This is a genomic window from Parabacteroides massiliensis (assembly GCF_900155425.1).
Taxonomy (GTDB): Bacteria; Bacteroidota; Bacteroidia; order Bacteroidales; family Tannerellaceae; genus Parabacteroides; species Parabacteroides massiliensis.
The window spans coordinates 89,240-110,042 of the sequence record NZ_LT700190.1; the positions used below are offsets into that span (position 1 = coordinate 89,240).

Annotated in this window: 18 protein-coding genes; 2 read left to right on the forward strand and 16 right to left on the reverse strand. The window is 47.1% G+C overall.

The window, feature by feature from the left end:
• Window positions 1-20: 20 nt before the first annotated feature.
• From BQ9893_RS07480 to BQ9893_RS07555, 16 genes are all read right to left on the reverse strand, one after another.
• Window positions 21-2,297 carry a hypothetical protein gene (locus tag BQ9893_RS07480; protein WP_075965531.1) on the reverse strand — a complete coding sequence of 759 codons (2,277 nt, stop codon included), beginning with the start codon at window positions 2,295-2,297 and terminating at the stop codon, window positions 21-23.
• Between the two features lie 244 nt (window positions 2,298-2,541).
• Window positions 2,542-5,604 carry a hypothetical protein gene (locus BQ9893_RS07485; protein ID WP_075965532.1) on the reverse strand — a complete coding sequence of 1,021 codons (3,063 nt, stop codon included), beginning with the start codon at window positions 5,602-5,604 and terminating at the stop codon, window positions 2,542-2,544.
• Entirely contained in the window at window positions 5,601-5,939 is a 339-nt protein-coding gene (locus BQ9893_RS07490) for a hypothetical protein (RefSeq protein ID WP_075965533.1), read from the reverse strand. The genes BQ9893_RS07485 and BQ9893_RS07490 overlap by 4 nt, the downstream gene beginning before the upstream one ends.
• Window positions 5,936-6,514 carry a hypothetical protein gene (locus tag BQ9893_RS07495; RefSeq protein ID WP_075965534.1) on the reverse strand — a complete coding sequence of 193 codons (579 nt, stop codon included), beginning with the start codon at window positions 6,512-6,514 and terminating at the stop codon, window positions 5,936-5,938. Before BQ9893_RS07495 ends, BQ9893_RS07490 begins: the two co-directional genes overlap by 4 nt.
• Window positions 6,515-6,545: 31 nt before the next feature.
• Complete coding sequence (locus BQ9893_RS07500; RefSeq protein ID WP_075965535.1) at window positions 6,546-6,971, reverse strand: hypothetical protein; 426 nt, start codon at window positions 6,969-6,971, stop codon at window positions 6,546-6,548.
• Window positions 6,972-6,992: 21 nt separating this feature from the next.
• On the reverse strand, window positions 6,993-8,585 hold the full coding sequence (locus BQ9893_RS07505; protein ID WP_075965536.1) for a hypothetical protein: 1,593 nt from the start codon (window positions 8,583-8,585) through the stop codon (window positions 6,993-6,995).
• 4 nt (window positions 8,586-8,589) lie between these two features.
• Complete coding sequence (locus BQ9893_RS07510) at window positions 8,590-9,393, reverse strand: hypothetical protein (RefSeq protein ID WP_075965537.1); 804 nt, start codon at window positions 9,391-9,393, stop codon at window positions 8,590-8,592.
• Window position 9,394: 1 nt separating this feature from the next.
• Window positions 9,395-9,787 (reverse strand): hypothetical protein, encoded by a 393-nt coding sequence (locus BQ9893_RS07515; RefSeq protein ID WP_075965538.1) that lies wholly within the window; start codon window positions 9,785-9,787, stop codon window positions 9,395-9,397.
• Window positions 9,788-9,790: 3 nt separating this feature from the next.
• Window positions 9,791-11,590 (reverse strand): hypothetical protein, encoded by a 1,800-nt coding sequence (locus tag BQ9893_RS07520; RefSeq protein ID WP_075965539.1) that lies wholly within the window; start codon window positions 11,588-11,590, stop codon window positions 9,791-9,793.
• Between the two features lie 28 nt (window positions 11,591-11,618).
• Window positions 11,619-12,248: a hypothetical protein gene (locus BQ9893_RS07525; protein ID WP_139322578.1), complete on the reverse strand. Its 630-nt coding sequence runs from the start codon at window positions 12,246-12,248 to the stop codon at window positions 11,619-11,621.
• Complete coding sequence (locus BQ9893_RS07530) at window positions 12,245-12,883, reverse strand: hypothetical protein (protein WP_075965541.1); 639 nt, start codon at window positions 12,881-12,883, stop codon at window positions 12,245-12,247. The genes BQ9893_RS07525 and BQ9893_RS07530 overlap by 4 nt, the downstream gene beginning before the upstream one ends.
• A gap of 14 nt (window positions 12,884-12,897) precedes the next feature.
• Complete coding sequence (locus BQ9893_RS07535) at window positions 12,898-13,449, reverse strand: PH domain-containing protein (protein WP_081415401.1); 552 nt, start codon at window positions 13,447-13,449, stop codon at window positions 12,898-12,900.
• A 3-nt stretch (window positions 13,450-13,452) separates the two neighbouring features.
• A complete protein-coding gene (locus BQ9893_RS07540) occupies window positions 13,453-14,691 on the reverse strand; it encodes a toprim domain-containing protein (RefSeq protein WP_075965543.1) in 1,239 nt (412 codons plus the stop codon).
• Window positions 14,692-14,701: 10 nt separating this feature from the next.
• Window positions 14,702-16,192, reverse strand: coding sequence for a toprim domain-containing protein (locus BQ9893_RS07545; RefSeq protein WP_075965544.1), 1,491 nt, complete (start codon window positions 16,190-16,192; stop codon window positions 14,702-14,704).
• A gap of 36 nt (window positions 16,193-16,228) precedes the next feature.
• Window positions 16,229-17,227, reverse strand: a complete 999-nt coding sequence (locus BQ9893_RS07550) for a hypothetical protein (RefSeq protein ID WP_075965545.1) — start codon at window positions 17,225-17,227, stop codon at window positions 16,229-16,231.
• A 5-nt stretch (window positions 17,228-17,232) separates the two neighbouring features.
• Window positions 17,233-18,048, reverse strand: coding sequence for a DUF3945 domain-containing protein (locus BQ9893_RS07555; RefSeq protein ID WP_075965546.1), 816 nt, complete (start codon window positions 18,046-18,048; stop codon window positions 17,233-17,235).
• A gap of 243 nt (window positions 18,049-18,291) precedes the next feature.
• Between BQ9893_RS07555 and BQ9893_RS07560 the strand changes: the two genes are divergently transcribed.
• On the forward strand, window positions 18,292-19,416 hold the full coding sequence (locus BQ9893_RS07560) for a hypothetical protein (RefSeq protein ID WP_075965547.1): 1,125 nt from the start codon (window positions 18,292-18,294) through the stop codon (window positions 19,414-19,416).
• A gap of 42 nt (window positions 19,417-19,458) precedes the next feature.
• Window positions 19,459-20,772, forward strand: coding sequence for a M23 family metallopeptidase (locus BQ9893_RS07565; protein ID WP_081415402.1), 1,314 nt, complete (start codon window positions 19,459-19,461; stop codon window positions 20,770-20,772).
• The last annotated feature ends 31 nt before the right edge of the window (window positions 20,773-20,803 follow it).

Here is a 20,803-nt window from a genome sequence, read left to right on the forward strand (position 1 = left end):
ATGGTTTTAGTTTTATATTCCTATTTCTCTACGCTGTTGGCTGCTTCGTAACTGCCTTTTATCACAGCTGCCCGATTTGACAACTCCTTTCGTACTCTGTCTATTGAATTTTGCAGCATCTTCCGTTCGATAAGGCTGTGACAGTTCGGCAGGGCTTTCTTCATCCGGATAAACTTCGTCAACCGATCTTCAAAGCCATCGTTTATCAAGCTGCCGCCGCATAAGTTACGGAATGACTCTCGGCTGTCAAATAGTTTCTCCAGTTCTGAGAATTCATTCTCGTTTGCCATGCGATCCAGAATCTTCAGATAATCTTCCTTATTATCCTTATAATCATCCTCGCAAGGCCATATGCTACGGATATAGTTATATTCATTGCCATATCTTGAGTTGTAATCCACATAGACCGGATGTACTTCTTCGCATACACCTTCATTAGCCGACAAACTGGGAAGGAATTCTTTGTAATTTTCACACCCGAGTGACGGGGTGAAGTATTGTTCTGAAATAATGCCCCAACCGTGGAAGCTGAATCCGGCCTTGTAATATACTTCCGTAATGGTCGCAAACTTCTTCAGGAACCCCCTAAAATAATCCACACTCTCTTTATCTTTTCCAGCATTTGCTGTCCAATCTGATAGTCCGAACAATTTCAGCACTTCCAACTCTGCATCGTCAAACTCCACACCTTCACATCCAATGGAATCTGACAGTTTTCGGATAATGTCTATATCGTGCAAGTCTTTCTTTTCCGGCTTTTTCTCCAACATCTCAACCATCTCATACAAAAGGACTTCCATTTCTTTCAGATAGTGAAGTTTTACTTCGGCTAATACTCTATCCGGACGAAGATCGTCAGCTTCTCTACCGGCTTTTTCCAATCGCTGCTCTTCAGCAGATATTTCATCCAGCGCTTTTGCAGCCATGTTTATCTTTTCGACAATTAAATTCTTTTCTGTCAGGACATACAATTTAGAGATATTGTCCAATAATGGCATTCGTTCTTTAATAAAAATAGCATCAAAAATAGTATCTTTACAATTAGGCATCGATTTATAGTGATTGATCAATATCCCCTCCAATTCCCAAACGAATTCAGGTTCTTTCCATAACAATTCTGATTGAATAATTAAGCCCGCCGCTTCATTCAAGCAGGATGATGACGCACCGTTAAATCCCTCTTTAATTCCATGAAGTATTTCACTTTTGCTATATTTACCCTCTTTTGGTGACAGATACTCTTTCAGTTCAGATAAAGTTTTTTCGTTTTCGGCTTTTGAGCATAAATCTTCAATCTTACCGCATATTTCCGACAATCTCCTTTCAAGAGCCACAAGAATATTCTCTTCTTTTGTCAAATCCATGATTTTCTTTTCTTTAGACGGAGAGAGTGAGATATACGCATGGGCTTCCCTTATACTTTTAATTTCGGTAGCAATTTCATTTAACCGTACATCTTTGATATACCACCAATTCACAAAGAGGAACACATTTTGGAAATCTGTAATATCATGCAATTGGATTTGGGATAAGTACTCAACCCTATCGGTCAAACTATCCTTGTTCCCCAGTTCAGGTTTGAAAGCCGGAGAATTTGCCAGCGCATTGACCAAAATTGAGGAAGGATAAGGGAATTTTTTAGCATACACAACCAGATATTCCACTATACCCTCTAATTCATCGCAATTCGGGTCGGTAATCCGGGACAACAAGTCCGGTATCCCCTGTTTGTTGACAACATGGTTGTAATACCTGCAATAGAAATGTATCGGAGCTCCTGATGGCCAAAAGGTGCCTTCTGAATCGGGGAATCCCATTGCATTCAGAAAATTGGTCGAGAATTTATTCCACTCTTTATTTTGCCAATACATCAAATATTCAACCGTATCCAGCCCATTGAAATACAAGTACACCAGCACACCTATTGGAACATCTATATACTTACTCCCCATAAAATCCGTGTGATATTTAAACTCAGGAAATACCATGGGACCGTTACCCTCAGTCGTAACGACGAACCTCGTTTCGCATCCGTATTTTTCAGAGCCATGCGCGTTCGTTACTAAATCTGCAGCCAAACGTGCAAAATCATGTATGAGTTGCGGGAACGCTTTCCAACCGGAGCAAGTTCTCATTTCGCTATACTCCCTGTCCGGTTCAATTATATAAGCGAAAAAGCATATCGAGTCCTGTCCGGCAGGTTGCTCCGCTGAAGAAGCGGTCATGCCACCGGCTATCATTGTTTCCATTTCTTCCTGGGAAGGTTTCTTTTTAAAAAAACTTGCAAACGTATTCATAGTGTCTATTTGTTTTGGTTACTGCAAATTTACGATTTATATTTCACACTTACAAATATAAGTCCCTGTTTATTAGGTTGGTTTCGTATCATATCCGGATTGTCTTGCTATGATCAAAATTTCACAAGACTGTCTTTTACTAAGGGTCGTCGGAATTTGGCACTGTCAAGTATTTCTCCATTTTCTGTCATCGACATGGCTCATCATTCTATTATCAATTCTTAAATTCAGTTCTTGCTTGTACTTAGAATGTGTCTTTAGCCGGCGACGTTATTTTTTGTATGATTGACTCAACAGTTTCCCAGATTAGCCTTCTCATTTCATTACTCTCACTTACCCAGCTTTTATTCCTATTATTAAGCATTCTATAAAAGTTTTCCCAAGAATTTCTTTCATCCGGACTTATGGAGGATTGAATATATGCTTCAACCGCATCCGGCGACATACATAACAACAGATAGCGTTCTGGCTTATCTGTCCAAAACTTCGTCCTTGTTTCTTCATCCAAAGCGGCATACAAATGAGACTTCTCCCATGTCCAGTCCGGATCGGTTGGATCCATGAAGTCCTGTCCGTCCCTATCCGGAACAAAGTATAAGGGGGAAGGAAGACTATTTTTGGTATCTTTTCCTGTATCATCCTTATTCTCTTTTGGGGAATCAACGGCTGCGTTATCTTCCTCTTCCATATTTATCGCTTGTGCCAACGCATCATCGGAAATCTCCGCTGTCTCCAGCATGGATTCGTCGATTTCCTTTTCCTCGCCGGCGGTGAATTCATCACCCAACCCGAAATCAATCTCACATCCGGAGTGGAAGGGGACAGTATCATCTTCCCTTTCCGGCTGCCGATCGGCATGAGGTGTCTCTTCCTCGTTACTTTTCGAAGGTGAGACAGGTCCTTCCTGTGTAGTATTCTTCTGTTCATTCTCCACCTTTTCAGCCGGTATCTCTTTCTTCTTGGCAGTCTTGGCTTCGTTGGCTGCAAGGAATTGTTTCCGCTGTTCATTTGCATGTCGTGAAATATCGTCCAGCTTTACTTTCAACATGAACATATCAGGGACCTCTTTCCCTGAAAACCAGTCCTGGGTATATCGGGCCAGTTCCTGGTACACGCCTATCTTCTCTGTGGCAAGCTGTATATCAATCTCCTTCAGCATTTCATCCTTGACAATCCAAGGGGGCAGTTTTTTCCTGTTTTCCTCGAAATAGGAACGGACAGTCTTGACCTTATCCAGTGCCTCTTTTGCGGTGTATTCATAGTCCATCCGTGCGACCCCTACAAAGAGCTGGCAGACGATGCAGTCCAGCCAAGTCAGTTTGTTGCCTTTCAGAATATCGTACCGTTCGGGGGAATTGAACTTCACCCCAGCCGAGCTGTATTGGGCCAGTCCCATCTGGATAGCTAACTCCGAATACAGGAATGCTGAAGAGCCGGCAGTATTGAAGTGCTCGATTTCCTTCAGCACGTCCAGTATGAATTTCCGGGAATCACGCCAGAGGAACACCAGAGAAATCCATTTCTCCGCTGCCTCGTGTCTTTTCTGATCGTCGATGTCCAGGTTAAAGACTGTCTCCGTCCACAGGTGCAACTGGTCTACGGCAGCCATCAGCCGTTCGTTCTCACGCTCTTCCTTTATCTGTTGCAGCAGCGGTTCCAGCACCATGAGCGTGCTCCGGTTCTCCAATATCAGCCGTTGGATTTCCACCTCATATTCCGGTTCCATCCCCGACTTTCCGTCGCCATTGCCAATTTTTCCGCTGTAATACTTGATATCGTTGGACAATATCGTTGCATAAATGGAAATCAGGTTGACATCCACTGTGGAGAATTGATTATTGACATAACCATTATATGCCTCGATTCGTTTTTCCAAATATTTGAAGAACCGAGTGTTCATGATTGAGCCTATCATCGTACCGTTCGATATCAAGGAATCCGGCGTGATGAAAGGCTGCTCGAATACCCATTCCAATTGAGCCCGTGTGATTTCCGGACAATCCTTGTAACGGTCAATCTCCTTACGCAGAAGCGTGCCCCGTGAAAGGCGCTCCAGCGTATGCCGTATCTCTTTGCCGGTATCCGGCAATACGTCAGGCTCTTTCTCCGGAGCCGGTCCTGCAGCAGGTACGGAGGACGGTCTCCCTACCGTCTTGGCTAATGACATTTTCTCACGCAGCATATCACCAAAATTCGGTTTTGAAGAATGTCCATCTTCCTGATTCTCTGTTTCCGTTCGAACCGGCCCTACAGCAATCTTATCATCTGTCCCCATTTTCCCGACAACGGCATACTTACCCGACCCACCCGGAGTATCATCATCCACGTAACGTCCCTGAAGCATCAGCTTCTCTTTGAGGTCCGCTTTAAGTCCTTTTTCGTCGAGGTTCATTTTGAACCTTTCCTCTTCGGCGGTAAGTCCTCCATGCATGCTGTGATATTCCAGGATTTGTTTCTTGATTCTGCCCAGGTCGTATTCCTCCTTGAGGGAAGAAATGAATTTGAAATGCTTGTTCGCCTTGTTGTTCTCCAGTTCGTCACGCAGGAGTTCAAATGTCAGTATATGGATGGATCGCATGTCATCAACCGGCATATTGAACAGCATCTCGATGTCATTGATACTGGTGATTTCGTAGTAGTTGGATCCCTCGATGATTTCCTCCACGTCCTTGTACACCGTCACCCTCTTCTCCAGATCATCCTTTTCCTCGATTACCTTTAGCAGTCTGGCAAGCAGCTGGTCGCTCGGCAGATACCGCTTCATGATTTCGGCAATACCGGTCTTTGCCTTTTCGTCATATTCGTCGGCATCCATCAGTTCTTTTAGTCTGACCGCATCTCCTTTGAATGAATTGTCGAGTAGTCTTGAGTCCTGAATCCTGCACCAGTTCTTGAACGAGCTTTCGTCAATCGGTGTCTTTTCGTCCAACTTGTTCTCTTTCCGGAACGAGTATTCGCGTAACGAGACGGATTTCTCTGCTTTCTTGCCACGCAGGAAATTGACGAAAGCCTGGTACTTTTCGTCCATGATTGGAGTCTTGTCGATGTTGGCAAAACGCCAGCAGGACACCACCTCGTCGGGAATGAAGTTAAAGCTGTTCTTTATCTGATCATACCGTGTTTTCAAGTGGTATTCCAGCGCCCCCCTCTTCATGTCATCCTGCACCAGCCCTTTGGCGGCATAGCATACGATATTGGACGCACTTTCGACAGAGACGAAAAGCCTGCACTCCTTGCTTACACGGATATCCTGCATGTTAGCCTGTCCTTTCGAGGTACCAAACAGAGACTCAAGGAACTTTCTCATTTCAGTGATATTTTATAACAGTTTGAAGTCAGTTTATCTATAGTATTGATGCCGGGAGACACCACCAGAAGCCGGCACTGTTTTTCAGTGTCCTTTCGGAAAAGTACCATACCGTTCTCAAGTTCTATATGTGGGATCGGATCTTCCATAAGCCTGTCCTTCTTGTTGGAGAACATAGCCAGCCGGCAGACTATCTTGTCAGCTACATCAATGCTATAGTCCCCGTCATTCAGAATATTCTGCACATCTTCTTTTGTAACGTCGCAGTATTCCACCAAATCACTCACTCCCAGCTGAGAGTTTACCACACACTCCTTTATCAAATCTTTTATCATAATTTCAAACCGTGTTTTTCGTTATTAGTTAACTTTACCTGTTCACCGGTTCCCTTCCCGGCTGCCGGTGAAGTACCGAATATGCGCTGCATCTCTTCCTTGTATTTCTGAGGGTTAGATTTCTTCAGCTCATTCAGCTGAGTCAGTTGTTCGACGGTCATGCCGTTGGCCCCTTCCCGTCTTTCAGGGATTTGCCTGCTTGTGTCCATCTGGCGGGGAGTTCCATTTGTCTGCTCTTCTCTGTTCTGAGGGGGTATCTGTTGCCCGTTTTCAGTCCTTGTTGTGTCGCCCGGCAAACCCTGGCGTTGTTTCTCTGCCTGATGAATAGCCTCATTGGTTGCGCCCATGACTCTGTTCCGTACACTTTCCTCCGTTCTTTGTCTTGCGGCCTCGCGTATTTCACGTACTCCTTCACGTCTGCGTCCTGTTACAATTTTCCCGATGCCGTCCAGCACTCTTCTCCGTGCCCGGTTTTTGGAACTGTTCTCGTAACTTTCTATCCGGGTCCGTTCACGGTTATATGCCCGTTCCTCCCGAATGGAATCCTGGTCTTGCGTTGTCTGTTTTTTTGCCATAGTATATGTTTTGGTTTAGTGAGTAAACTAGTTATCTGTGTAAACCCTTTCCTTTGGAGTTCTCCTGAGCCTCGCGGTCTCTTTGGAAAGTCGCCGGCCGTTCGGCTTTCTGTGCCTCTTCTTTCTTTTTGAAGAGAACCTCTTCTTCGGGAGTACGTATGTTGGAGGATACGGCAGTAGAGATGCTGCCCACTACAGCTCCGATACCTGTATTCAGAGCCTTTGAGTCCAGTACCTCATAAGCCACCCGGTTACCGAAATTCTTGACCCGTTGTTTCATGTCGGGTTTTGGAGCATCCATGGATGTACCAAGACCGCCGTTTTCTCTCAGCTGTTTTATCTTAGCCTTTCTCCGTCGGGTCTCCTCATGCAACATCTTATATGCCACTTCCGTTGCAATCTCGATGCCTACCTTCTTAACGACAGGCGCTATTGCCGCTGCCAGCTGTATTGCCATAATATCTTATATTTTTAATTATTACAAATGCTTTTTTAACCCCTCGTTAATGTTCGCCGAAACATTGTTAGTGTTAGAAGCAAGTGCGTCGCGGGTCGCCTTCAGCCAGTCGCCGCCTTCCATCCGCACCTTAGCCTCGTTGCGTGCCACCTCATTCAGGTTATTGCGTGTCAGGAACTCATTCAGTCTCTTTTCATCGGCTCCGAAGTACACCTGTATGCCGTCTATTCCCTTCTCTCTCACTATATTCATAAGTTCGGCATTTGTCTTTTCTTTGGCCACCTGTTTCTCGGTTGTCCGGTCATCGATCTGCCGTCCGTTCACTATGGACTGCTGGCGTTCCCGGTTTTCTGCCACACGTTCCTTCATGTCGTAATCGTTCAGTATATTCATGCCTTGTTGCGTCATATCTGATCTGCTGGAGAAACTTCCGAAAAGATTTCCGAGAAGCGGGGAAACCGCAACACCCAAACCACCGACCAGCAATCCACTTATATTCGTTCCACCCAGTAACTTCGACATGAAGAATCCGGCCACTGCCAGTACTACACGTCCCAGAATCGATCCGAAGAATTCCTTTATTCCGTTGTGTGACTCTTGCGAGACACCAGACATGCCGTTATTCATCACATTCCCCATCATGGAGCCCAGCCCCGGCAACTGCTGTCCGGCTTCCGTTCCTTGACCGACAGGGTTTGCTATCGGGTTGAGACCGTATTCGGAACGTAGCTTGTTTGCCGCATCTGTCCGGATGGAATTTGCCTCTACCTGTTGTGCGGAAATATTTTCCTGATGAATCTGCTCGACGGCCATATCCAATCTCATTCGTTGCAGGTATTGGACACCCTGTTCATAGGTGGAGAATGTCGGTGACTGTGCCAGCAAGTCATTCAGGTTATAGTTTCTATCCTTGGTGGTGAGAGCGTCAGCCTGGGCAAACACTTCCTCTCCTACTCTGAGGGAATCTTGTTTTGACATACCCATGGAGAATGCCAGGTTCGCCGCTTCGCGCTGCAGGGCAAAATCCTTCGGGTCTATGACCATACGTTCCCAGGAAGTATGATTACCAAATACCAACCCCATATCAAATCGCTCGCATTCCATTTTGCCGGGTTTCTTGATATCCAATTGGGGCATCTCGGAAATAATCTTGTCAGCCAGTTCCCTGGCTTTCTCTTCCCGCTGGCTATGGGCTCCGAATTTGCTCTCCAGATACATCTTTCCCTCCATGGTGCTACGGAATGTCTTGGAGTTACGGAGCAGTTCGTCACGCTGCTGTTCGTTATATCTCGACATATCCAGTTGGTCCCTGTCTATGATGGTTCTCAGTTCCTGGGCAACCTTGTTTGTTTCGTCCTCAGTCAAGCCCATACCAAATATATGATTCTTCGTTTCATAAAGGAACTGGCTCACAGCCGGATTTGCCAAAGAAGCCTTGCTGATGCTCCCGCTTTTCATCGAATGCCACATTCTCTTGAAGAACCCCGGCTTTTCACGCATCACTTTCCCGTCAATGGAAATCTTTCCGTTCGCACCTATGTTCATCGCAGGCGTTTTCTCCGCACCCAGCCCATTGTTCCGGGCCTTATTTTCCTGATCTTTAGTTGTTGCCATATCGTCAAAGTTTTACTGATGAATTTCTCTGTTGTGTCTGGATGGTGTCTGCCGGTACCAATGTTTTCCCGGTCTGCAGGGAATCACGGGTAGCCGCAATCTCCGCTTTCAGATCCACGCTGTCATTCCTGACCTCGTTGACTATGCCGTGCTTCTCGTTCCCAATTTCCGGGCGTGTCTGCCAGGCTTTTTCCACTTCCTTTGCGGACTGATCCCTTACTTCATTCTCTTTCACTTCTGGCTTCTTCTGATCCCCAGGTACCTTGCGGACACCGACATAGTCTTCACCGTAATACCTTTCTCCTTCATTGGATCCCATGAAGTAATTGGACACCTTGCTGCCCAATGCTCCGCCGAGGACGGTTGTCAGGAGCGCTTTCCCCGGTCCCAACTTGCTGGATAGTACCATGGACACCAACAGTGGAATTGCCGTGCTCAGGAATCTTCCGCTAAGAAAAGACTCTCTGCCTTTGATTGTATCTACCAGATTGCCGCCCATGGTGCGAATTTCCTGTCCCATGATTCCGGCTCCCAAGCCGAATCCGAGCGAGCCCAGCAAACCGTTACCAAGCAGCAGACTAAGTCCAAAGGCAACGATGCCCATCAACATGGACTGTCCCAATGCTTTACCGGGTTTCACAGAAGCATCGACGGCATTGTTCTTTACTGTCAGATTACCCACCACCCCCATGGGATAGTCCACCACTTTCCCAAGACCGTTCATCACAGTATTGACCGTCTCATTGCTTGAAAAACGTTCTTTGATATCTTCAGCAGGTCTATTTTCAACAATGTTCTTTTCTGCCATATTAATTTTGTATTAAATCCTTTTTTCTATATTTCCTCAATGGCTTGAAACTGACAACGCAGCATCCCTTGACTTTCCGAACTGAAACCACCCTACCGACGAAACCGGAAGGGAAAAAAGTATTGGGCTTTCTTAATTGGTATACTTGGTTGACCTCCGGAATATCTTTTCTGGGGATAGCCTCGTGCAGGCGGGCACGCATCCCCTTCATGGGTCCCAACATATATGGTATCAGCTCCTCTGCGGCTTTTGTGTGCAGACAGTTTCCATATTTGCTTCCGGTCTCCAAGCCAACCGATGCTGAATCCGCAACTACCATTTGGGCGGCAAGGCTGATTGTTCCCATAGCGGAGAGCAAACAGCCCAACAATAATCCCTTTCGCCAGTTCTTCATTTATCAATTCTCCTTTTCCTGGCCGTTCATCAGTGACTTCAGCCGGTTTATACCTTCGCTGCACTCACCGATGCGATCGGACAAGTCATTAATCTCTTTCTGGATACGCCTTTCAGTACGTTTCTTCTCTTTCAGTTCAACCTCCATGCTATCACGGTCCTGTGACAGTTTCCTGCATTCGATGCCTACCCCCAACCGTTGCAGGGAAGATTCCAGTTCCGTTTTCTGTAGCAGCTTGCCCAAAGACATGTCATGATGTATGGGTAACTGGCCATACACTTGGGAAGAGAACACTGTCTGACAACGGGACAGCAGATGGACGGGTAACCTGTCCACATACTCTACCAGCAAAGCGGCCATTTTCTCAGACAGCTCCGTATCTGCAGGTTTGGAGGACATAATCTCTATGATCTCCGAATCAATCTGTGGGTTGTCACCCGCACCGTCATACAGATGGCTTGTATAGAATGAAGCTGCCGATTCCAGCACCTTGCCAAACCCTGTCAGAATATCCTGTTCCGATTTGGCGTGTAAAGTTCGGCCCAGTTCCAGTGCCACCTGTTTGGCGCTACTCAGATACTGTTCCACTTCCGGTATCTCCCGTTCGGCCATCAGCCGTGTTTCCTGGGTTTCATCCGGGTGTACCGCCACCTCTTTCAACCATTCCAGCGAACTCTCTATTACCAGGCAGGTAGCATCGATGAGCATCTGGTCCAACGGCTCTATTTTCCTTCCCTGTACCTGGGAAAGGTCTAGTCCGAATGACTCATGGAAAAACGGCGTCTCCATGATGACATCCCCCATGATCCCGCTACGGGACAAAGTCTCTGCCGTCGTACCCGTCCGCATGAGGTACTGCAGTTGTGCACGTGTCAGTGCCGGGATATAGGCGAAGTTCTGCAACTCGCGTGCTACCATCTCCGCATCCGACATACGCGCAATGCACGCGGAAAACCATTCACGGTCAATGTTATGGTCTTCCCAGTTCCTTGTTATCTCAAAGCGTCGGATGAATAAGGTCAGCTCAAGTATCTTCTTCCTTTTCTCGGGGTCACCCTCCCCTTTTCGTCCGGAAGCGTAGTCGAACTTGTCCAGCTCAGCTTTCAGATAATGAAGTCCATTGCGCTCTGCCACTGGGGTGTAGATTAGTGACTCGTAACTGTCAAAGTCCAGGGTGTTCTGCACATATTCAGATGATTTGAGCAATTCTTCCAGCACAGAGAACACCCGCAATCCGCATGGAGAGTCATTCAGTATGCCGATTTGTTCTTGGGTTATCTCAGGTACATCCGTATATCGTGCGACCAGGTCATACAACAGCTCGTAGTTCTCTGAATCATTACGGACTGTACGCTTGAACAGCTCCATGTCCTGATCCATCTGAAGGTTGGCGACATACTCAGTATAGGTGTCATAATTCTCTGGATTCTTGCGAAGCTCGGTGGGCAGAATCCCCTTTTCCAGGGCAAAGGCGCACTCAAGAATTCCCAGCTGATAGCTAGGAACCGTCCTGCTGACAAACTCGATATAATGATTGTTGTTCTCGCCCTGCAGATACGGAATGCTTTCCAGATTGTCAAATCTGAATGCGTACACCCGTTCGTTGGGGATGTTGCTGATGTCTTTGAAGCACCGTTCTACCTGTTCTTTGACAAACTGATTCCAGTCTGCCCAGACCGGGGCATCCTGTGCCACCCTTCGCACCGCCGTTATCCTGCTGTTGTCAAGGTCGTAAGAAAGGAACAGCCAAGCAGGATTGCGGCTTCCTTTCATTTTATCCAATATGTTGCCCAATTTCATCATCTTTATAATAACGCTGTTCTGTAAAGAGTTAAAATCCAGATATATGTTCTTCCATAATTTGCTCCCTCGCATGAGGAATGGAGCGAAACATCTCACGTACCAGCTTGGCCACCTTTTCGAGTTGGTCTTCTGCCAATATTGCCAAGTGGTTCCGTTCGTCGTTACGCATCATGTTCTCGCTCCCCCTCTTGTTGATGGCTTGGTTATACTTGGCGAAAGCATCGTCCAGATCCTCAGTCAAGCGTTTATGAACAATGGCCAGCTTGCTTGTCTTCGGATAGCTCGCTATCAGTCTGCCGATAGTGTTCAGGTTCATCCGTACCGTATCCATACGTCCTAAGAAATGTTCCTGCCAGGGAATATTATCAGAGAAAAAATCGTCGATATTCAGCAACGTGTTCATCTTCTCCGTTTCCCGTTTCACCATCATCGTTGAGAAATAGGAGATATGCGTCTGTAGCTGTAAGATTCGTGACTGGTTCTCCCTAAGCATATTGAATCCGGCTTCGTGAATACTGTTCCCTTCATACATGGTTTTGGTATTGACAGGATCCACCATCACAATCACCACCTGGGAAGCCGCTTCCAGTGTGAAAAGCGAGAGCAGGAATACCATCAGCATACCTCTCGTTGATCTGTTATGAATAGACATTCTCATTGTTTATGATATTTCTTTTTGGCCAATTCTTCCATTCTCTCGGGATCCAGCGTGATCATCTTGCCCACATTCACGATATTCTGTCCCTCCTTGGCGATTTCCGCAATCATCTCCTCGGCCTTGAACAGCAGTGCATTCCGGTCCGCATTGCTCATCTGGTTATCCTCTCCCTCGATGACCGTCGCCTGTTTGAACACCCGTTCGGCGTCGTTCACTTCCGCTATCAGTTCGATAAGCCTGTCCCTGAAGAAAAAGGAGGCTTGCGGGTTCGCCTCGATGACAGAAAACCCCATCTGAAGGTTCCGCTTTACGGTACCTAGTGTCTCGTTGAAACGCTTGATTCGCAATTCATCCGTATAAAAGGCGTATGCGGTTGTCAGGGCGTTATACTGTTCCCTCTTGAGCCGTTCCAGCTTTTTCATCTCTTCGGAAGCGGTCGTATATAAAGCAGCTGTCGCTGTAGCTGACTTATTTATCTCGGTTATCAATTTTTTGGTGGTTGATATATAATCCTTCTCACCGGCCTTGTGAGTCGGGTCAATATAGATTACAAACTGTCCCATTGCCGTTACCGGCAGCAGACAGAAGAAAAGCAGCAGCGGCCCCAACCATCGTATATTGTCAGCAGTTTTCATATCCTATTTGTCTATCAGTTATGGTTTCCAATTTCGTAAATCCGTTTGAGCTGGCGCTGGCGTTCGACGCGGGTCCGAAGTTCAATCTGCAATTCCCTTAAGTTCGGGATGCCATAGATATGCATGACTGGAGAGGTTGCGTCCGTCGATACCACATAGAACGAACATATTCCCAGCGCACGCTCCACCACAGACTCCTTTACCATGTAGTCCGTCACGCGGTACAGTTCCAGATAATCTGTCCTTCGGGCGATAACCCCTCGTTTGAAGCGGATTTGGTCGGGAGTCAGTGTCCAGCTCGTGCATATCAGCGACAACACAGACCAGAATACTGCAAGCGCCGTCAATACCATGATACCCACCAGCACCTGTAACGCCCAATGGTATCCGGGCGGCAGATAAAATGAAAGGAAGAAAGCCCCCAGGTACACAACCACGGGTATGAATGCCGAAACGACCAAATATCTCATTTTCGGCTTTATGTGTATATCCATCACCTGCTCTTGTTTGGAGAGGCAATCATTTGCAGGGTACTCCCTGTCAGAACCGTATTCTCTCATAGTCATCTATCAAACATTGTTATAATCACGTCCTCTGCCCCGGTAAAGGATATATTCTTTTTTCGGGGTCTTCCTATATTTCAGGCAGTCGTTCCAATCCTTGAACCAGACCGTTTCCGTCAGTCCGTCCGCATCCAGTGATTTGTCAGTGAATCGAGGCTTTTTGACTAGGATATTCTGTCTGAGTCCGGCTGCATTCTTAAATGCGGTAAAGGTCAGCTTGTCGCGGGGGATTGCAAACTTGCGCCCGTTACAGATGAACTCCACCAAATCCTCACGCACCGAACGCTGTAAGGTTACATTCCACAGACAGCATGCCGTGGATATGTCATAGCGTACACCGCTCTCGTCATTGTCATAGCAGCATACCAGTCTGGCCATTTCAAAGTAATTGTGTATCGCACTGATTTGGGCTCGCGACACGCTGCCTCCGGTAGATACGAACGCCACGTGCGGCAATCTGCTTAACAGGATTGAACTATTCAGCTCATAAAAACTCATGGCATCTATGGCCGACTCAAAGAGATATACGAACTCGATGTCCCACGGCTCCCTATTGAAAGACACCACCCAGCACGCATCCACCTTGTTTCCTCCAGCACTGTGTCCCTTATACCTGTAATTCCGCACCTCGAAGTTGCATATGTCGGTGTTTCCCGGCACCCTGTAAGGAAATGACGTATTGTAATACCGTTTCCCGTCAGCTATATACGCTACGGAGTTAATGAACGGGCTGAACAGGTCCACCGTTGACGGGGAGAGTTTGCGCCCGGTAATCAGAAAATCCCGGCATTTCTCATTCAGCGGGCATATCTCGTAGTCCGACAACCGGAATTCCGAATCCGTCCTGTTAGCGGAAAAAGAACCGTTTACGGACTTCAGAGGTTCCGAGAACTGGATACCCGACAATGCTTCGAGGACAGCCTTGATCCCCTCCATGTCATAATTACCCCTGGAGGAATTTCCGGTCAGCCCCAACACCTCACGGAAATCAGCCATGTGATTGTTGATGAAAGATATCAGATCCCCCTTGTCCCGGCTGTCCTCGTTCCGGTTGAAGTAGTAGTTGGTGCCAGGATTTCTGTGGTTGACAATCACAATCTGGTCACCCCATCTGCCGTGCCCGTCGTGGATACCCATAGTAACCGAGCGTCCCTGTCCCTTGTCGGCACGAAGCACATAACCAATATACTCGGCTGCCCGTGTAATTGGAATCCTTAACTTGTAACTGTCAAACATTGCACCCATATCTCACTCTTTAGATTTTTCTGCCACTCTTGTTCTGTATACGCTCGTTTGCCTTGGCGATCTGAGCGTCACGCTGTGCCTGTTCGACCGCCTCCTTCTCCTGTTGGTGCTGCTTGATGACACCAATCTTCTCAACAGAGCGTTGCAAACCCGCCCGACGTTGCTGTTTGTCGGCAATGGCCCGGTCGTTCCAGTCCTTGACAGCCACAGACACCTGCTGGTCATTTACCACTTTGATGTAGTTGCCACGAATCGGTTTTTCGCGATCTATCATGATACGGTAATCCCGGAACGAATTGGCCAGTTTGGGCAGGGTCAGCTCATCCAGTCCGAGATTTACGGTCTGTCCGTTGAACTTAACCTCGTGACCCACCAAGTTACTTCTGTACATCAGTGTGGAACCGTCCTTCCTGAAGTAAGAACTCCATCCGGCATCTTTCAAGTCCTGTATTTCCTTCTTACCTTCTTCAGTACAAACCTTTTCTGCCGTAAACAGCTTTTCTTCACGCTTGTTGACATTGCTAATCTGTATAGTCTGGTTGCTCCAGATGTTATTCAGGATTATATCATGCTTGTGTCCGGCCCTGTCCAAATCGAACTCTGCGATAACCTGTGCTTGCGGGCAAGCCTTTTTCAATGACACAACCTGTCCGATTTTAGGGCCGCCGGCGCATGACACCAGCAAATCCGTATCGAGATTAATCTTCCTTGGGGTCCCGGTCTCTGCCGCCTTCATGCGGTCAACGCTCACGTATGAGATAGCGTCTATCGCCGACTCGAAGAAGAAAATGCGCTTGACATCCTGAAGATTCGCACGGGTTGCTGACCACATGCCCATGGATACATCGGAACCCGGGGCGGTACGTTTGTATCCCACATTCTTGATCTCGAATCCGCAGGGAGTATCCTCACCCACCCTATATAGCGGGAATCCGATGTTCACGATATCCTTTCCATTATGAGTGCCGTACTTGGTGTCCTTGATTGTATTGAAGAATCCGCACATCTCGGCCAGTGTATCCCGGTCGATGCACCGTATGTATTGCAGATAGGATTTCAGGGATACGTTTGAGGTCGGTCCGAACGGTTTGGTTTCCCATCTTTCCGGAGTAAAGGGGATGTATGCCCTTGTCTCTTCCTGGAAGTTCGATGCCGCATGCCGTTCCACAAACATGTTCTGGACTGAACCGTAGTAGTCCTGCCATTCTTTGTAGAACGAGGTCCAGTTATGGGAGTAGTTGCTGAAACGGTCCATGAACTCGATGGACATGGCCACCACATCCCCGCATTTACCGGAGCGTAAGTTCTTATATTTCTGTCCGTTATCGTAAATCAGAATTTTCTCACCACCGCCTGCCGCTCCGATACGCATACAGACAGAACGCTGGCTGCACTCCATCGGGTCCTTTTTGAACCCTATCTTAGTGGCCACATCATATAGCGAAGGCAGTCTGCCATTGCAGATTTCCTCGATTTTCTCACGTACTGATTTCTTCTCCATAGTTATTCCGTTTATTTGGTTCCGTTTATATTATAATCAGATGCTGACCTCCATACTGACAGGTCCTCCCAAAGGGGAAAGGCAGTCTTCCTGTGCCAGCGCATGACAAAAGTCCTTTCTGTTCTTGAACTGCTGTTCGTCCTCACCCGTATGCGCATATTGTGATACGATGAAATAGCGTACAGAAGGCCATAAGGTTGTCAGATCCCTGTAGGAAAGAGACATCAACATATTCCGTTTGGTGTCTCCTATCAGGTATGACTTCTCGTTGACCGCAAAGGGTATTTTTCGAGCGACCATGTATCGTTCGTTCTTGGCAACGGCATCAACACCTAAGTTATCATAGACACCAATCTTGCTTAGGTGTGCCACTCCTTCCGATATCGGCTTGCAGGCGATCTTCATTTGCGCCAACTGCTTGTTGTTATTTTCCGATTGCGGCACTACTGTCAAGCTCAATCTTCCCCGTCCGGCCAACAGATCGATCCGTTCCGACGTTTCCAGCTTTATCTTGCCTTCAAACATTTTGTCAAACACTTTCAGCAGCAGGGTGTCAACGGGCATCTGCTCCGCATAAATACGTTCGGCTTCACGTATTTCGTCAACTGTTCTGAGCACCTTCTCCGTGTCACTCCGGACGCTCTCGGACAAATTGCCCTGTATGACCAGCTCCCTGCAGTAGTATTCCAGATAAAGCAGATACAGCTTGTCCAGTGGGATCAGTGTGGCAAACTTCCTTTCCAAGACAGCTCCAATCCCTTTCTTGCGCAGTTCGTTTCCCGCATTGGTGTTCAAGAGACATTCCATAAACTCTTCAGGCTTGTAGACAATCATCAATTTGAAAAGCCTCTCCACATGGGAAAGCATAAGGTTTGCCTGCTGCATCGTGACTGAGGGGGAATTCTTGTATTTGGAAATATAATACAACAACCGTCCGCTTAGCTGCTCATGCGTATTCTCCTGGTTCTCCGTTCCGATAGAATCCAGCAGTCCCTTAAAGTGAAACAAATCTATTTGAATATCCAGTAGTTCCATAATTATCAGCGTTTAAGTCCACCACGATGTCCTTCACTTTGTTGTGACTGTCCTTGCGATGGAGCGGATGCCTGTTCCGCAGCCACATTCTTCCCGGCCTGGCTTCCTTTGCCTTTGGACTTGCTTGTGGCCGGTTTCGTGCTCTTTCCCCCACCGAGAACAGAGCTCATGCCCCTCGTTTCCTGAGATTGTCCGATAGAGCCGGCAGAGCGTAACAACCGGTCTTTATTTTCCGCTATCTTAAGCATATTGTGGCTGACAAGGTCAATTTGGATATCAAAAGGCACATTGTCCTTATTCGTAATGGTCATTTTTGCCCCTGAAGTAAGTTCGGCCTTCATCTCGTGGGTGATTTCCTGGCCGCCGATACGGTTAGGGATGTCAATCGTGTAACGAGGGCAAGCCACTTGCGCGTTGGTGCCGGGAATCAGCTGAATCAGGCACTCAACCGGTTGGCCGGTTTGTTCCAAATCAGCCATTTTGATTATCTTCTCACCTTTGTACAGCAGTTCTATCTCACGGGCATCCAAATTGAACTCATTCACGAACTCTTCCTGGTCACGGACCGGATGGACTCTGAAGCAATATCTTCCGTTTTTTGCATACAAACTGAATCTCGCATATCGGAATCCCAAGTTGTAGTCTCCCAAATCAACCTGTGGGGTCAGACAACTCCGTCCGTTGGTCAATGTCGTTAATGCATCAATGATATCTTCTGAATCCGGCGCATTCAGAAAAGCTGATGGTGGAACACCCATTTTGCGCTCAATATCCTCAAAAGGTATTTGGTTAATGTTTATGGTCTCAATCAATTTATCCATAGTCTAATGTTCTGGTTTATAACTATTGCAAATATATAATTTTAGCCCGGTAAATCGTTTTCCCTGCCAAATTAAGAAAAGCCAACAAGGGATTATTAACTTATAAAGACATTATTTTAATATACATTTATAATTAGAGGCTAATAATAAAAACAGATCATTGAAACCGTCGGAAGAAATCGGTCGATAAAATCCGTATCTCCCTGAAAAGCATTATCTTTGCAAAGAATTAAACGACCCATTATGAAACTGAAACTTATCATTTATTCCATTTGTCTCCTTCATATCCTGACCGGCTGCAATGAACCAGTTCGGATTGATCCGGTCCAAAAAGAGCAGGAAGTCCTTGCTGCCAGCAATCCGTCAGAGTATGAGGAAGACGGCGAGACAATCAAGGATTATTACCGTTCAGACAGAACCCCTCTGATCGAATGGGTACAGCAGGACACGGCTACCCTCTCCTATCCCTTCACATCCTCTATCCAAAATGAGTATGTGACCATCGCCACCTCTGCGGACGGCAATCTACGGGTCTATACCTGGGACACCGGGGATGGCGGCACCATGATTTGTTGGGGGAACATCATCCAATACCGTTCCGGCAAGAAGGTGAAGGCCGAGCACAAATCCCTTTATGCTGTCCTTCATCCCAATGAATCCGGTGATTCGGAAATGGATTTTGGCAGCCATATTGACACTATAAAAACCCTCTATACCGACAATGGCCAGGCCATTTATCTGGTGGATGAATATTTCCGGGAAAGCGGTAACTTGGCATATACGGGAGTGATGGCCCTGAACATTCAGAACGGCAAACTCAAAGAATACCCGTGCTTCAATAAGGATGGCGATAAGATTGCCTCCATAGGAACCGAGCATACCATATCCGACTGGTACTTCAGCACGAATCTGGGAGAAGGTTGGGACTGGCTGAACCGCTATGATACCGCCAACCAAGATTTATATATGCCTGTTACCAATGACATGCAGAGTTTCACGGATCAATATCAGGTCTGGCATTTTGACGGAAAGCAATTCACATTGTGCGGGCAGAGTGGTCCCTTTTGGATTTATCCCGGACTGCGGGAATTTGACGAACTGTGCCTGTTGTTCGAGACCAAGCACTATCGGGTCCGCATAGACAAGATGAAGGACAGCATGTTCAGATATGCATCTTGGGAAAGAGGCGTTCCAATGTCCGAGAAACCCGAATTGATTCTTAAAGGTGGGAAATTGGCTAACGGTAGCTATGTGTTTGAGAATGGAAGGTATAAGTACATCATCCATTGTGATAAAACGAAGAACGTGCTGGAAGTTCGGGAGAACGGGAAAGTCATCCTGAAAGAAACCCAGCTGAGCAAGTATTAAGATTAGGACTTTCTTGCCTTGTACCAAAACTTTCAATACCCTATGAGAAAAATATTACTAGCCGAATTATTCTGTATGCTTGCCATCACGGTCCAAGCACAGTTTGTAACGATTATGGGAGAAACCGAAACGGTAGTCAATGATACCGTCAGCACAGATTTCAATCCCACTGATCAGTATGATTTTGATGAAGAAGATGATGATGAAGACGATACTGTCAAAAAAAAACGGCGCAAAGGCATCGGCCGGCTATTCGACCGGATTGGCAAATGGATAGGTCTGAAAAAAGACGAAGCAGTGAAAGATACCGTCCCAATCGATCCTACTCAATTTTCCTACGATAAAGTCGAGGGGAACGGATCGTTTATCTTTACGGAAGCTGACGAACGAAAGTATCTGGACTCCATCAAATACGAACTGATTAAGCGAAGGTATCAGGTCCTCAAGCGTAAGTCGATGGTCAGCATGCCAATGGACCAGCTGAAGGCGACCTCCTACTTCGGTTACCGTAAAGATCCGTTCACCAAAGCCATGAAGTTCCACAACGGAATAGACTTTGCCGCCCATGACAATTTCGTCTACGCTGTCCTTCCCGGGCTCGTGGTCTATGCGGGTTATCGTGGCGGTTACGGTTATTGTGTCGAGCTGAAACATGGTGACATCCATACCTTGTACGCCCACTTGAGCTATATCCTCGTCAAGCGTAACCAGCCTGTCCCAGCCGGGGAGCCTATCGGCATATCCGGCACTACCGGACGTTCCACCGGCGAGCACCTGCACTTCAGTATCATGAACAAAGGCAAATACATTGACCCGGTACCGATGCTGGATTACCTCTCCAGTATCCTGGCAGAAGAGCAACCCACGGATGAAGAGTTCTTCCTGCCCAGCTATCAGGAATTGAAGGATGGAGGATCAGATAAAGAAAAACCAGTGGTGAAGGATATGGTGAATACCCCAAAGGAAGCCACCATGTCACAGGATACAGTTCCATCCAAGCGTACTTCCGGCATGATGCTAGTCGCTGAAGACGAAAAGGAGAACACAGAGGGGGAAATACACATCCAAGGACAGAACGTACAGTCCGGAAATTCTGGCCGTGGTAATGATGGAGACCCCAGAATCCACTATATCGATAAGAAGAAAGAGGAAACGGATCTGAACCCAGTTCCGGAGACAGGAGGAATCATCCATTATTCAGGGAAAGCGCAACAAAGTGTAACCATGACAAAACCGTCAAAGACAGGCGAGTCAGATAAGACGGATGAGATACCCCAAGTACCCAAGCCCAAGAGCGGCATCATCCTCCCAGTCGGGGACAGTGTGGTCAGTGTCAAACCACTTACCCGAAATTAATAACCCGGAACCGTCCATCTGGGCAGTCCGG

Coding starts and splice junctions, on each gene's coding strand:
- BQ9893_RS07515 (WP_075965538.1), bottom strand. CDS start 9,787: ATGAAGAACTGGCGAAAGGGATTATTGTTGGGCTGTTTGCTCTCCGCT.
- BQ9893_RS07530 (WP_075965541.1), bottom strand. CDS start 12,883: ATGAAAACTGCTGACAATATACGATGGTTGGGGCCGCTGCTGCTTTTC.
- BQ9893_RS07485 (WP_075965532.1), bottom strand. CDS start 5,604: ATGAGAAAGTTCCTTGAGTCTCTGTTTGGTACCTCGAAAGGACAGGCT.
- BQ9893_RS07540 (WP_075965543.1), bottom strand. CDS start 14,691: ATGGGTGCAATGTTTGACAGTTACAAGTTAAGGATTCCAATTACACGG.
- BQ9893_RS07500 (WP_075965535.1), bottom strand. CDS start 6,971: ATGGCAATACAGCTGGCAGCGGCAATAGCGCCTGTCGTTAAGAAGGTA.
- BQ9893_RS07510 (WP_075965537.1), bottom strand. CDS start 9,393: ATGGCAGAAAAGAACATTGTTGAAAATAGACCTGCTGAAGATATCAAA.
- BQ9893_RS07480 (WP_075965531.1), bottom strand. CDS start 2,297: ATGAATACGTTTGCAAGTTTTTTTAAAAAGAAACCTTCCCAGGAAGAA.
- BQ9893_RS07490 (WP_075965533.1), bottom strand. CDS start 5,939: ATGATAAAAGATTTGATAAAGGAGTGTGTGGTAAACTCTCAGCTGGGA.
- BQ9893_RS07505 (WP_075965536.1), bottom strand. CDS start 8,585: ATGGCAACAACTAAAGATCAGGAAAATAAGGCCCGGAACAATGGGCTG.
- BQ9893_RS07560 (WP_075965547.1), top strand. CDS start 18,292: ATGAAACTGAAACTTATCATTTATTCCATTTGTCTCCTTCATATCCTG.
- BQ9893_RS07550 (WP_075965545.1), bottom strand. CDS start 17,227: ATGGAACTACTGGATATTCAAATAGATTTGTTTCACTTTAAGGGACTG.
- BQ9893_RS07545 (WP_075965544.1), bottom strand. CDS start 16,192: ATGGAGAAGAAATCAGTACGTGAGAAAATCGAGGAAATCTGCAATGGC.
- BQ9893_RS07535 (WP_081415401.1), bottom strand. CDS start 13,449: ATGACTATGAGAGAATACGGTTCTGACAGGGAGTACCCTGCAAATGAT.
- BQ9893_RS07525 (WP_139322578.1), bottom strand. CDS start 12,248: ATGAGAATGTCTATTCATAACAGATCAACGAGAGGTATGCTGATGGTA.
- BQ9893_RS07565 (WP_081415402.1), top strand. CDS start 19,459: ATGAGAAAAATATTACTAGCCGAATTATTCTGTATGCTTGCCATCACG.
- BQ9893_RS07520 (WP_075965539.1), bottom strand. CDS start 11,590: ATGATGAAATTGGGCAACATATTGGATAAAATGAAAGGAAGCCGCAAT.
- BQ9893_RS07555 (WP_075965546.1), bottom strand. CDS start 18,048: ATGGATAAATTGATTGAGACCATAAACATTAACCAAATACCTTTTGAG.
- BQ9893_RS07495 (WP_075965534.1), bottom strand. CDS start 6,514: ATGGCAAAAAAACAGACAACGCAAGACCAGGATTCCATTCGGGAGGAA.